Origin of the sequence: Pyxidicoccus trucidator (genome assembly GCF_010894435.1) — a bacterium.
Classification (GTDB): domain Bacteria; phylum Myxococcota; class Myxococcia; order Myxococcales; family Myxococcaceae; genus Myxococcus; species Myxococcus trucidator.
Genome location: NZ_JAAIXZ010000001.1, coordinates 1,242,352 through 1,255,797, shown reverse-complemented (window position 1 = coordinate 1,255,797; position 13,446 = coordinate 1,242,352). Strand labels below are relative to the sequence as shown.

Genomic DNA, 13,446 nt, shown 5'->3' with positions numbered 1-13,446 from the left:
GGAGCCTAGAACCCGCGCTGCGCGCCGCCGTCCACGACAATGGACTGGCCGGAGATGTACGAGGCCTGCTCGGACGACAGGAACGCCGCCAGCGCCGCCAGCTCCTCCGGCCGTCCCAGCCGCCGCGCGGGAATCTGCGGCGCCACCTTCTCGTCCGTCAGGCCCAATTGCGTCATCCGCTCCGTGGCGTGGAAGCCCGGCAGCACCGCGTTCACCGTGACGCCGTGCTGCGCCACCTCGTTGCTCACCGTCTTCACCAGCCCCAGCAGGCCCGCGCGCAGGCCGTTGGAGATGGTGAGGTTGGGCATCGCCTCGCGCGCGGCCAGCGACGTCACCAGGACGATGCGGCCCCACCCGCGCTCCTTCATGCCGGGCAGCGCCGCCTGGATGCCGTCCACCGCCGCCATCCACAGGCTCTGGAAGCCGAGCTGCCACTGCTCCGCCGTCAGCGACTCGAAGCCGCCCGCCGGAGGCCCGCCCGTGTTCACCACCAGCACGTCCACGCCGCCCAGCTTCGCGACAGTCTCCTCCACCAACCGCCGCGCCGCCCCGGGCTGCGTCAAGTCACACGGCACCGCCAGCGCCGCGCCCAGCTCCTTCGCGGCCTTGTCCAGCTTGTCCCCGCCGCGCGAGCAGATGGCCACCGTGGCGCCTTCCTTCACCAGCGCCTGGGCAATCGCGTAGCCCAGGCCGGCGGACGCACCCATCACCAGCGCGCGCCTACCCTTCAGTCCGAAATCCATCCGCGTGCTCCTTCATGAAAGGCACCAACCGTCCGCGGATGAGCTGCCCCGCGCGCTCCAGATTCACGTCCTCCGCCTTCGCCAGCCCCTCGGACAGCTCCGAGACGATGCCGCTGGCAATCGCGCCCACCTCGTAGGCCAGCCGGTACGGCACGCGGCTGAAGCTCACCAGCGAGTAGCGGCTGACGAACTCGCCGGGGAAGGCGTTGAGCAGCGTCTTCTCCACGGCCTTCTCCAGCAGGAAGCGCGGGCTGCCGGTGCTGTCGCGCATCTCGATGAAGTTCTCCACCGCCATGTCGGCGATGGCGTCCGCGTTCGTCTTGCGCAGCTGCTCGAAGTCCGCGAACACATCCTCCCACTGGCCGTGCCGGCCCAGCAGCCCGTCCAGCACCACGCAGTCCTCGAAGCCGCAGTTCATCCCCTGGCCGAAGAAGGGGACGATGGCGTGCGCCGCGTCGCCCAGCACCAGCGCCCGGCCACCCACGCGCCAGGGCGCGCACTTCACCGTCACCATGCTGCCCGTGGGCCGGGAGAAGAACGCGTCCACCAGGTCGGGGATGAGCGCTCGCGCGTCCGGGAACTTCTCCTCGAAGAACGCCTCCAGGCGCGCCGGGGTGTCCAGGGACTCGAAGCTGACCGGGCCCGTCCACGGGAGGAACAGGGTGCACGTGAAGCTGCCGTCCTCGTTGGGCAGGGCAATCAGCATGTACGTGCCGCGTGGCCAGATGTGCAGCGCGTGCTTCTCCATCTGGAACGCGCCGCCCGGGCCCGCCGGAATCGTCAGCTCCTTGTACCCGTGGCCGAGCTGCTCCCGCGACGCGACGTAGCCCGGCAGCCGGTCCATCTCCTGCCGCACCGCCGAGCCCGAGCCGTCCGTGCCGAACAGCACGCGGCCCTCCTCGTGGCGCGTCTCGCCCGCGGTGTCGTCGTGCACCGTGAGCGCGCCCGTCTCGAAGTCCGCGTGGTCCACTCGCTGCTTGAAGCGGATGCGGACGCGGCCGGTGGCTTCCGCCTCCGTCATCAGGAACTTGTTCAGCCACGCGCGCGATATCGAGTTGATGTGCTGCGAGTCGTCCTTGCCATAGGGCTGGTAGGTCAGCTCGCCCTTCGCGGAATGAATCATCCTTCCGCGCATGGGGATGGCGTGCCTCAGCGCCTCCGCCTCCAGGCCCACCTGCCGCAGCGCATGCAGGCCGCGCGCGGAGATGGCGAGGTTGATGGAGCGGCCCGCGTCGATGACCTCCCGGCGCATGTCGGGGCGGCGCTCCAGCACCTCCACGGTGTAGCCCCTGCGGGCCAGGTACGTGGCGAGCAGCGAGCCCACGAGGCCCGCGCCCACCACGGTGACGGCTTCCTTCCGGTCAGTCCCGGGCATGGCCTTCGAGCGTCCTCACGAAGCGGTACACGTCGGTGTAGTTGCAGTACAGCGGCGCGGGCGCCGCGCGGATGATGTCCGGCTTGCGGAAGTCGCAGACGATGCCCGCGTCCGCCAGCCGCTTCAGCATGCCCTGGGGCTCGCCCTTGAGCCGCAGCGAGAGCTGCGCCCCGCGCTGCTTCGAGTCTCGCGGCGTGGTGACGCGCACGAAGCCCGGGGGCAGCTTGTCGAGCAGGAACTCCAGGTAGCCGGTGAGCCGCTCGCTCTTGGCGCGCAGCGCCTCCATGCCGGCCTTGTCGAACAGCTCCAGCGACGCCCGCAGCGCCGCGAGCTGGAAGATGGGCGGGTTGGACAGCTGCCACCCCTCCGCGCCCGGCAGCGGGTCGAAGGTGGGCCCCATCTGGAAGCGCGTCGTCTTGTCGTGGCCCCACCAGCCCTCGAAGCGGGGCAGGTCCTTCTCCCGCGCGTGCCGCTCGTGGACGAAGACGCCGCCCAGGTTGCCCGGGCCGCCGTTGAGGTACTTGTACGAGCACCACACGGCGAAGTCCGGCCCGTCGTCGTGCAGGGACACCTTGAGGTTGCCCGCGCCGTGCGCCAGGTCGAAGCCCACGAAGCAGCCCTTCGCGTGCGCCGCCTTCGTAATCGCCGGGATGTCGAACGCCTGCCCGGTGAGGTAGTTCACGCTGCCCAGCAGCACCAGCGACACCTCGTGCCCGTGCTTTTCAATCGTCGCGAGGATGTCCTCGGTGCGCAGCGTCTCCTCGCCCGAGCGCGGCTTCAGCTCCAGCACCGCCTCGCGCGCGTCGTAGCCGTGGAAGCGCACCTGCGACGCCACCGCGTACTGGTCCGAGGGGAAGGCGCCGCCCTCGACGAGGATTTTGAAGCGCTCCTTCGTGGGCCGGTAGAAGGACACCATCATTAGATGCAGGTTCACCGTCAGGGTGTTCATCACCACCACTTCCAGCGGCTTCGCGCCCACCAGCCGCGCGGTCTGCTGGGTGACGAGCTCGTGGTAGTGCAGCCAGGGGTGGCGTCCCTCGTGGTGCCCCTCCACGCCCAGACGGGCCCAGTCCTCCAGCTCTTCCTGGATGTAGCGCGCGGCGTTGCGAGGCTGGAGCCCCAGCGAGTTGCCCGCGAGGTAGACGACGGGCTTGCCGTCCGCGGCCTTGGGGAAGAGGAACTCGTCGCGGAAGGCGCGCAGCGGGTCCTCGGCGTCCAGCTTGCGCGCGAAGGCCTCGGAGTCCTCGAAGGGGTGCGGCGTCGTCATGGTGCGAAGTCCTCGCGTGAGCGTCCGAGCCACTCCAGGGCATTGCGCCAGAGCAGCCGCTCGCGCGCGGCCGGCTCCAGCTCCCTCAGGGACTCGATGAGCGTGCCCGGGCGGTCCTCGCCCAGGGGAAAGGGGTAGTCACTGCCGAGCGCCACCTTGTCCTGGCCGAACAGCCGGACGATGAAGCGCAGCGCCTCCACGTCGTGGACCAGCGAGTCCACCCAGAAGCGGCCCACGTAGTCCCGGGGCGCGACCTTGTTGTCCACCGCCACGAGGTCCGGCCGCGCCTCGAAGCCGTGCTGAATCCGGCCCAGCGTGTGGGGGAACGAGCCGCCGCCGTGCGCGAAGGCGAAGCGCAGCTTCGGCAGCCGCTCCATGACGCCGCCGAAGATGAGCGAGCAGATGGCGAGCGACACCTCCGCCGGCATGCCCACCAGCCACGGAAGCCAGTACTTCTGCATCTTCGCCTCGCCCATCATGTCCCACGGGTGGACGAAGATGGCGGCGCCCAGCTCGCTCGCGGCCTGGAAGAAGGGGAACAGCGCCGGGTCCGACAGGTTCCAGTCGTTGACGTGGCTGCCAATCTGCACGCCCGCCAGCCCCAGCTCCTTCACGCACCGCTCCAGCTCCCGCACCGCCAGCTCCGGCGACTGGAGCGGCACCGTGCCCAGCCCCACGAAGCGCTTGGGGTGCTCGCGGACGACGGAGGCGAGGTGGTCGTTGAGGAAGCGCGACAAGTCCAAGCCGTGCTCGGGCTTCGTCCAGTAGCTGAACATCACCGGCACGGTGGACAGCACCTGCACGTGGACGCCCTGCGCGTCGCACTCTTCAATGCGCTTCACCGGGTCCCAGCAGTTGCTCTCGACTTCGCGGAAGAACTTCCCGTCGTCGCGGAGCATGCGCGCGCGGCAGGGCGCGTGGTGGTCCAGGGTGATGAAGCCGCCATAGCCGTACCGCTCGGCGAAGCGAGGGAGCTGCGCCGGCAGCAGGTGCGTGTGGATGTCGACCTTCAACGGGACGGGCCGCCTTTCGTGACCTTCGTCCCGCACTTCTTGCAGGTGCAGTGGTCGGGGTTGCCGTAGAAGTGCTCGAAGATGGGCGGCAGCTGCGTCACCAGATTCGTGACGTGCACGAACTCCTCATAGAGCTTCTCGCCGCACTTCGGGCACAGCCACATGAAGCCGTCCATCTCCTTCGGCTGACGGCGGCGCTCCAGCACCAGCCCCACCGTGCCCGCGGGGCGCTGCGGCGAGTGCGGCACGTTGGGCGGCAGCAGGAAGATTTCCCCTTCCAGGATGGGAATGTCCTGCACCTCGCCCTCGTCGATGACGCGCAGGGTGATGTTGCCCTCGAGCTGGTAGAAGAACTCCTCGCCCTCGTTGATGTGGAAGTCGGTGCGCGCGTTGGGGCCGCCGACCACCGTCACCATGAACTCGCGGTCGGCCCAGATTTGTTGATTGCCGACGGGCGGCTTGAGCAGGTGGCGGTGCTCGTCAATCCACTTCTTGAAGTTGATGGGAGTCAGGCGGCCCATTCATTCATCTCCGATGGTGGCGATGCACTTGAGCTCGATGGCAATCGGAGTGGGCAGCCGGTTGATTTCGAGCGTCGTCCTGCACGGCGGGTGGTCCTTGAAGTACTCCGCCCACAGCCGGTTGTAGGTGGGGAAGTCGTTCTTCATGTTCGTCAGGTACACCGTCACGTCCACCAGCTTGTCCCAGGACGAGCCCGCGTCCTCCAGGATGTAGCGGACGTTGCGGAACACGGAGTGGCACTGCGCCTCGATGTCGTACGAGGTGATGTTGCCCTCGGCATCCAGCGTCACGCCGGGAATCCGCTTGGTGCCGCGCTCGCGCGGGCCCACGCCGGACAGGAACAGGAGGTTGCCCACGCGTCGTGCGTGGGGGTACAGGCCCACCGGCTCCGGGGCCTTCTGGGAATCGACTCGCTCGCTGCTGCTCACGGTGCGCTCCTGCACGGGCTACGGGCTCAAAGCTTGATGCAGACGTTCTTCGGCTCGGTGAAGAAGCGCAGCGCGTCCCAGCCGCCCTCGCGCCCCACGCCCGAGTCCTTCACCCCGCCGAACGGCGTGCGGAGGTCTCTCAGCATCCAGGTGTTCACCCAGACGATGCCGCTGTGCAGCCGCGAGGCGAAGCGGTGCGCGCGCTGCAAATCTTTCGTCCACACGCTGGCGGCCAGGCCGTACTTCGTGGAGTTGGCCCAGGCGAGCACCTCCTCCTCCTGGTCGAAGGGAATGAGCGTGGCGACGGGGCCGAAAATCTCCTCCTGGTTGGTGCGGCACCCGGCGTCCAGGCCCTCGATGAGGGTGGGCTCCACGAACCAGCCGTTGCGGCACCGGCCCGGCACGCTGGCGCGCTGGCCTCCGGTGAGGACGCGTCCGCCCTCCTGCTTCGCGATATCGACGTAGCCCAGCACCTTGTCGAAGTGCTGCTGCGACACGAGGGCGCCCTGGTCCGTGCCGGCCTCCAGCGGGTCACCCACCTTGAGGGCGCGGGTGCGGGTGACGAGCGCCTCCTTGAAGCGCTCGTAGATGGGGCGCTGCACGAAGATGCGCGGGCCGCAGAGGCAAATCTGTCCCTGGTTGGCGAAGGACGAGCGCAGCGTGGTGGCCAGCGCGTCGTCGAAGTCGCAGTCCGCGAAGATGACGTTGGGGTTCTTCCCGCCCATCTCCAGCGACAGCTTCTTGAAGGCGGGGGCGGCCACGCGGGCAATCTCCGCGCCGGTGCGGGTGCTGCCGGTGAAGGAGATGGCGCTGATGTCCGGGTGGCGGCTCATCGCCGCGCCCACCTTGGGGCCCAGGCCGTGCACGAGGTTGAGCACGCCGGGCGGCAGGCCCGCCTCGCGGCACACCTGGGACAGCAGATAGGCCGTCATCGGCGTGACTTCGGACGGCTTGGCGACGACGCAATTCCCAATCGCGAGTGCCGGGGCAATCTTCCACGTGAGCAGGTAGAGCGGCAGGTTCCACGGGGAGATGCAGCCCACCACGCCCAGCGGCGAGCGCAGGGTGTAGTTGAGGGCGACGTTGTCCGTCTGGTGCGCCTCGCTGGAGAACTGCGTCACCGCGTCCGCGAAGAACTCGAAGTTGAGGATGCTGCGGGGGATGTCCACGGTGGAGGCGACGGACAGGGGCTTGCCCGTGTCGATGGACTCCGCGCGGGCGAAGGCGTCCAGGCGGGAGCGGATGGCGTCCGCGATGCGGCGCAGCATGCGGGAGCGCTCGGAGGCCGGGGTGGCGGACCAGGCGGGGAAGGCGCGCGAGGCGGCCTCCACGGCGCGCTGCACGTCCGGCTCGTCCGAGTCGGGCACCTTCGCGTACGTCTCGCCGGTGGCCGGCTCGGGCTTGTCCAGCCACGCGCCGCTGCTGGCGGGCAGCAGCTCTCCACCGATGTAGTTGAGCACCTTCTCCATGGCCGAGCCCTCTGTGTGTGCCAACCCGCGCGGCCCGGCCTCGGACTCCCGCTTCCCTGGACGCCAGGCCCGGGTGGGACGGCGCGCAATGTATGCAACCGGGGTGGCTGTCACCAGCGCCGTGCACGCGCGCCGTCCACTCGCGTACCGAGGAGATGACGCGTCGCTTCAGGAAGTCTTCTGGCTGATTGGAGGCAGTAATTCCAGTGGCTGCTCCGCGAGCGCCCGGGCGTGCGCTCCCGTGGCACACCGTGCGCCGACGGCGGCGGGCGCGCCCGGCGCGTAGGGCGCGGCTACCCACCCGGGCTGAAGAACAGCGAGGAGAGACCACCGAGCAGGGGAACCAGCACGGTGAGGCCCTGCTGGAACTCCTGGAATGCGGACTGCTGCGTGCCAAGGTAGGTGCGCGCGGCCTGTATCTCCTCGGACCGTGCCTTCCAGGGGGCATGGACTTCGAGGGATTGCCGGACGAGCCGCTCCGCGAGGGCCTCGCCCGCGTCCATCAGGGTCTTCCGAAGCGGGACATAGACGCTGGCGAAAAGTCCGATGCAGTAGACGCCGTAGCCCACGACAGGCGCTGCCGGGAACAGCGCGGGAAAGGCTGCGTCGAGCAGGTTGCGCGAGATACTGACGCTCAGCATCGACATACCGAAGTTGAGCGCGGCGATGCCCAGGAACAGTCTCAGTTGAGCTCGGAGTCGCAGGTACCGCGGCACGGCGTCATCGAGGTCTCCTGCCTCGGGCTCCTTCCCATGGGACGGGGATGCCGGCGACAGGCGGAGAAGCTGGACGTGCACGCAGAACACGCTCAGGACCTGCAGTGCCGTGACCGCCATCCCGAAGATGAGCAGTATGTGCACCCTCGTATTGAACTCGGACATCGAAGAGGTGCGCAGCGCTTTCAGGGCAGGGTTCTCCCGCCAGCTGAGGACCTGGGCGACGATGGGCAGGATGACGATGACGAGGGCGACGAAGGTGCAGAACAGGACCGCCATCCGCTCCCGCCGCGTGCCCGGCCAGACCGAGCGGTTCCTGAATTCGCCCCAGAGGATGACGATGGACGCGACCCAGAGCGCTGGCTGAATCGAGAGGAAGATGTGCCAGACCCCCGGCTGCCGTGAGCCCAGGAAGGCCAGGTGCTGGAGGTTGGGACCCAGCAGGACGAGGTCGCCCGCCACGAAGCCCAGGGCGGTGAGGATGAAGAAGCCGAGCGACGAGCCGAAGACGAGCGAGAGGGCCGTGCGTGCCTCCCTCCAGACGGACGGGGGTGGGCCCTGAGGTGAAGCTTCCCGAGGAGAAGGAGCCTCTTCGCGTGGCTGTGACATGAACGCCCCCTCTCCCGTGACACGACGGCGCCCAGGATGACCGAAGGAATGCCCGCCCGGCATGTCCCCAGGCGCCTGTCCCTGTTGACGAGCGCTCAGGCGGCGTGTCCGCACGACCCGGCACCGCGCCTCGGGAACGTGAAGTGTCCGCGCCTCGACGGCGACGGAGGGACTGGCCCCTGAGGACGCTGACCTTGCAGTGGGCCCCGGCCCGTGGCCCCGGACGCGTCACATCTCCGCCGGGTGCTGTCTGCCTTCAAGGGCCGTTGGAGGCCTTGCACATGCGGACGAGCGGCGAACGGACCCCTGCCAGGGAGGACACCTCTTCCCTGTTGCTGGAGGGGCGATTCCTGAAGGACCAGTGTCTTCACCAAGAGGGAGCGCTCCAGACCTGGCGTGGAACGGACCTCGTCACCGACGCACAGGTGGTGGTGAAGACGGCGCCGCTTCACGCGCTCAAGGTGGGGGCCTTCGAGCGCATGCTGCGAGACGACGACGTCTTGCGCGAGCTGCACAGTCCGTGGCTCTCGCCTCCCCTGCACAGCGGTCTGGACGGGGAGGTGCTGTTCCGTGTGAGCCGCGCCGCACCCTCCGGAATGCTGGCGGAGCGGCTGTCGAAGGGCCCGCTCTCGCTCCAGGAGACCCTCCTGCTCGGGCGGGGACTCCTGCGAGCGCTGCGCGAGGGCCATGCCCTGCACGTGGCTCATCGTCACCTCAAGCCCTCCAATGTCGTCATCGCGCCGCAAGGGACGTTCCAGGATGCGACGCTGATCGACTTCGGGCTCGCGCTGGAGGACCTGCGGGAGCCCTCCCTGCTGGCACTTCCCCTCACCGCCATCCGCTACCTCGCTCCCGAGCAACTGGGGCTCGTGACGGCCGAACCCGGCCCGGCCTCGGACCTCTATGCCGTGGGGCTGATGCTCTTCGAGAGTCTCGCCGGGACGCTCCCCTTTCCGGGGGAGACTCTGGGCGAGCTGCTACGGCAGCACCTCAGCACCGTTCCGGAGCTGCGCGCCCGGGGACTCTCCGTGCCTCGCGCACTGGAGCAGGTGGTGCAGCACCTGCTGCGTGAGGAGCCGGGTGAGCGCTACCAGTCGGCAGAGGCAGCGCTCCGCGACCTGGAGGAAATCTCCTCGGGGCTGGGACAAGGTCTCACCGAGCCCGCCGTGGTGGTGGGCAGGTGCGAGCACCACCCCCGGCTCATCGAGCCTGCCTTCATCGGACGGGCCACGGAAAGCGAGGTGCTGGAGCGGGCCCTGACCGCGGCGGCCCGGGGACAGGGAGGACTCGTCCTCGTGGAGGGCGCGTCGGGTGGCGGCAAGACGATGCTCCTCGACGAACTGGCGCAGCGGGGGCTCGCGCGCGGAGCACGGGTCTTCCGTGGACAGTCCAGAGACAGCGCTGCTCCTCGGCCGTTGCAGGCACTGCTGGGCATCCTGCATGACCTCGCAGCCGCCGTGGAGAGAAGCCCGAAGCTGGGTGAGTCCCTGCGAGCGGGCGCGGGAGCGCACCTTGCCGCGGTCTGTGCCGAGTACCCTCGGCTCGAGGAGTTGCTGAGGCTGTCAGCCACCGCATGCCAGGCCGTCGGGCCCGAGAGTCTGGGAGAAGCCCGCACGGTCCACGCGCTCAAGGCAGTGGTCGAAGTGCTGGGGGACGCGGAGACTCCGGCCCTCGTGCTGCTGGATGACTGCCAGTGGTCCGATGAGCTGACCCTCAAGTTGCTCGCCGCGCTGGGAGGGTCCACTGACGACGCACCGGAAGCTCCGCGCTTCGTCACCGTGGTGGCGGCCTTTCGGACCGAAGCGGTCCTCGAGAAGCACCCGCTCCGTCGGATGTCTCCCATGCTCCAGGTCTCCCTGGCGCCGTTCTCCGCGCCGGACGTGCGGGACCTGGTGGAGTCCATGGCGGGGCGTCTCCCGGATGAGGCGCTGGAGGTCGTGGTCCGGCTCTCCGAGGGCAACCCCTTCATGGCCGCAGCCATCGTGCGAGGGCTCGTCGAGAGCGGTGCACTGGAGTCCGTGTCCTACGGATGGCGCGTGGTGCCGGAGCGGCTCGCGGAGGTGCGCTCCTCTCGGCGGGCCGTGTGCCTGCTGCTCAGTCGGCTGGCGCTCCTGTCGGAGGATTCGCTGACCCTGCTGGCGGCGGGGTCCATCCTGGGGAGTGAGTTCGAGGTGGAGCTGGCGGCCATGCTGGCACGGCGGAGCCCGGAGCAGGCCGTCCTCGCGCTGGAGGCCGCCCGGAAGCGGCACCTCGTGTGGGTGGCGCCGGCCACGGGCCGGTACACCTTCGCGCACGACCGCATCCGGGAGGCGCTGCTGGAGCATCTCCCAGCGGAGGCGCAGCAGGAGCTGCACCTCGCGACCGCGCTGGAACTGGAGCGCCGGGCTCCGGAGCGGAGCTTCGAGCTGGCCTGGCACTTCGAGGCGGCGGGAGCGCCGGAGCGTGCATGGCCCCATGCCTTGAAGTCGGCTGAAGAGGCCCGGCGCAAGCACACCCTGGACGTCGCCGAGCGCTACTACCGGCTGGCCGACCGCGGGGCGGTGGACGCCGCCGCCGCGACGCGGATGGGCATCCTGGAGGGCCTGGGCGACGTCCTGCGCATCAGGGGGAAACAGGAGGAAGCCGAGCGGGCCTACGCGCGGGCGGAGTCCTTCGCAACGACCCGCGTGGACCGGGCCCGCCTCGAGGGACAGCGGGGAAAAGCCTCGTTCAGACAGTTCGACGAGCAGTCCGCCGCTGACAGGATGGAACGCGCGCTCCGGCTCATTGGCCAGCGGGTGCCGGTCAGCTCGCTGACCCGCGCGGTGTTCCTGCTCTGGGAACTCTTCATCCACATGTTGCAAGCCCCTTTGCTGAGGAGAAGGGCCCGACGCCGACCTCCCCTGGATGGGGAGGTGCTGCTCGCGGCAAACCTTCTCACGAGGCTGGCGCAGATCTATTGGAGCCAGGAGCGGTCACTGATGGCCAGTGGGTGGGCCCACCTGCGCGGGCTGAACACCGCCGAGCGATACGCCCCCAGCCCGGAACTGGCGACGGCCTACGCGAACCAGGGCTCCGGGTTTGCGCAGTTCACTCAGGCCGTTCCCGGTATGCCTCGCTTCCTTGCGGCCTTCGCCCTCGCTCGCGGGAAGACGTGGTTCCAACGGGCACTCGTCTTGCGAGAGGCATTGGGTGATGGCTACCAACATGGGGACACTCTCTACGCCTACCAGCTCTCACTGCTCTACTGCGCACAGTTCGCGGAGAGCGCCGAGGTGGGTCGGAGAGCGGTGCAACTCAGGAGTCAGGCCGGTGCACGTGACGAGTGGCCTGCGGGTGCTGGTAACTCGCAAGACAACCTGGGAGCCGCGCTCTACATGATGGGTGACCTGACAAGGACTGTCGCGCATGGCCAGGAGGACTATCGCCTGGGCGTGGAGCGTGGTGATGACCTCATGCGCAGCTTCGGGCTGGCGCTCTGGGCGTCTGCATCGGAAGGACTGCTCCCGGGTGAGGCCATCGCCGCCGGGTTGGCACGTCCCGAGCCGAGCACCACTCATGATTCCGAACTCCGCAAGGCGGAGCTTCTTTACGCAGAGGGACTCCGACTCCTGCGCGTGGGAGAGGCCGGGCAGGCCGCGGCTGGACTGGAGCAGGCCCTCCAGCACGCGAAGCCATACAGGCTTCGCATCCCTCCTCTACTCTTGTCCTGGATCCAGTCAGTGCTCGTGAGGGCCCTTCGGGAGCAGGCCGCCCAGGTGCCACCCTGGGCCTTCTCCGTCCGCGCCGGGCTGTTGCGCAAGGCCAAAGCTGTTGCCAGGGAAGTTCGCCGTCGCCCGATGCCCTTCCGGAGCAATCTCGCGAGCATCTTCCGCGAACTGGGGCTGATTGCCGCGATGGAAGGACGGAACGCCCGGGCGCGCCGGTACTTCCGCTGGAGCCTCGCCATAGGCGAGAGCCTGGGCATGCGCTACGAGCGGGCCCGCACACTGCTCGCCCGCGCCGACGTGGGAGCGGCCTTGGGGTGGCCGGAGGCCGCCCGGGATGCCGCCGCCGGAGAGGAGGCGCTGCGGCCGATGCGCGCGGCGCTGGAGCCCGCCACCGTCGAGGAATCTCCAGCAAGCCTGTCGCTGGTGGACCGGTTCCCACGCATCCTGGCCTCGGGGCGCGCCATCGCTGCGGCGCTCACCCGGGACACGGTCCTGTCGGCCGTACGGGAGGCGGTGGTGGGGCTGCTGCGCGGCGAGGACTGCGTGCTCGTCGCGACGCCACCCGAAGGTCCGCCTGCCTCCGATGAACCGGATGAGCGTCTGGGCCGCTTCATGCGTCGGGCCCTGGAGCTGAGGCGCCCCTACGTGCCCTCGACGGAGGAACTGGAGAGCGCGGGCCGCGTGGAGCGCTCGGTGCTGTGCGCCCCCATCCTGGTGCGAGGCGAGGTGGCGGCCGTCTTCCGTGTCACCAACCACAAGCTGGCGGGCGCCTTCGGACCGGAAGAGGTGCGCATCGCAGAGTACATCGCCACGCTGGCGGGCGCGGCGCTGGAGAACGCGCGGGGCTTCGCCGAGGTGAACGCGCTCTCCGAGGAGCGGGAGCGGCTGTACCAGGAGGCCCAGACCGCGCTGCGCAAGCGGGACGAGTTCCTCGCCGTGGCCTCGCATGAGTTGCGCACGCCCTTCACGCCGATGCGGCTGTACATGCAGGGGCTGCTCGGCGCGCTGCGAAGCCCGGCGAGGGCCGCGGGCCTGGAGTCGTGGGTGACAAAGCTGGAGACGGCCAACGCGCGGCTGCAACGGCTGGCGAAGCTGGTGGAGGACCTGTTCGACGTGTCGCGCATGGCCGACGGAAAGCTGCCGGTGCGCCTGGCGCCGGTGGACCTGGCGGCGCTCACGGTGGACGCGGTGGAGCGGTGGAAGGACGAACTGGCACGGGTGAAGTGTGAATACACGCTGGAGGCACCGGAGCCGGTGGTGGGGAGCTGGGACGGGCTGCGCCTGGAGCAGGTGCTCGACAACCTGTTGGGCAACGCCATGAAGTACGGGCCCGGCAAGCCCATCCACGTCTCCGTCAAACGGCACGGGGAGAATGCCCGGCTGGTGGTGCGCGACGAAGGCATGGGCATTGCCCCCGAGGACCAGCCCCGCATCTTCGAGAAGTTCGAGCGCGCGGTGTCGGAGAACTACGGAGGCTTCGGGCTGGGGCTGTGGATTTCGCGCGAGGTGGTGCGCGGGCTCGGCGGCCGCATCCTCGTGGACAGCCAGCCGGGCCAGGGGGCGACGTTCACGGTGGAGCTCCCGCTCGCGTCGCCTCCTGGTGGATGAACCTGGC

9 protein-coding genes are annotated in these 13,446 nt (G+C 69.3%); 1 reads left to right on the top strand and 8 read right to left on the bottom strand.

Annotation, left to right across the window (positions count from 1 at the left end; genetic code table 11):
• Positions 1-5: 5 nt before the first annotated feature.
• From G4D85_RS05140 to G4D85_RS05105, 8 genes are all read right to left on the bottom strand, one after another.
• Positions 6-743 (bottom strand): SDR family oxidoreductase, encoded by a 738-nt coding sequence (locus tag G4D85_RS05140; protein ID WP_164008413.1) that lies wholly within the window; start codon positions 741-743, stop codon positions 6-8.
• Positions 721-2,118 carry an FAD-dependent oxidoreductase gene (locus G4D85_RS05135; protein ID WP_164008411.1) on the bottom strand — a complete coding sequence of 466 codons (1,398 nt, stop codon included), beginning with the start codon at positions 2,116-2,118 and terminating at the stop codon, positions 721-723. The genes G4D85_RS05140 and G4D85_RS05135 overlap by 23 nt, the downstream gene beginning before the upstream one ends.
• Positions 2,105-3,385, bottom strand: a complete 1,281-nt coding sequence (kynU, locus tag G4D85_RS05130; RefSeq protein WP_164008409.1) for a kynureninase — start codon at positions 3,383-3,385, stop codon at positions 2,105-2,107. The genes G4D85_RS05135 and kynU overlap by 14 nt, the downstream gene beginning before the upstream one ends.
• On the bottom strand, positions 3,382-4,398 hold the full coding sequence (locus G4D85_RS05125) for an amidohydrolase family protein (RefSeq protein ID WP_164008407.1): 1,017 nt from the start codon (positions 4,396-4,398) through the stop codon (positions 3,382-3,384). Before G4D85_RS05125 ends, kynU begins: the two co-directional genes overlap by 4 nt.
• Entirely contained in the window at positions 4,395-4,919 is a 525-nt protein-coding gene (nbaC, locus tag G4D85_RS05120; protein ID WP_164008405.1) for a 3-hydroxyanthranilate 3,4-dioxygenase, read from the bottom strand. The genes G4D85_RS05125 and nbaC overlap by 4 nt, the downstream gene beginning before the upstream one ends.
• The gene (locus G4D85_RS05115; protein WP_164008403.1) at positions 4,920-5,348 is read right to left on the bottom strand and encodes a RidA family protein; all 429 of its coding nucleotides are present in this window, start codon (positions 5,346-5,348) and stop codon (positions 4,920-4,922) included. It lies immediately after the preceding gene.
• Between the two features lie 26 nt (positions 5,349-5,374).
• Positions 5,375-6,817, bottom strand: coding sequence for an aldehyde dehydrogenase (locus G4D85_RS05110; RefSeq protein ID WP_164008401.1), 1,443 nt, complete (start codon positions 6,815-6,817; stop codon positions 5,375-5,377).
• Between the two features lie 293 nt (positions 6,818-7,110).
• On the bottom strand, positions 7,111-8,142 hold the full coding sequence (locus G4D85_RS05105; RefSeq protein WP_164008399.1) for a hypothetical protein: 1,032 nt from the start codon (positions 8,140-8,142) through the stop codon (positions 7,111-7,113).
• 281 nt (positions 8,143-8,423) lie between these two features.
• On the opposite strand from G4D85_RS05105, the gene G4D85_RS05100 reads away from it, so the two are divergent.
• A complete protein-coding gene (locus G4D85_RS05100) occupies positions 8,424-13,439 on the top strand; it encodes an ATP-binding protein (RefSeq protein WP_164008397.1) in 5,016 nt (1,671 codons plus the stop codon).
• The last annotated feature ends 7 nt before the right edge of the window (positions 13,440-13,446 follow it).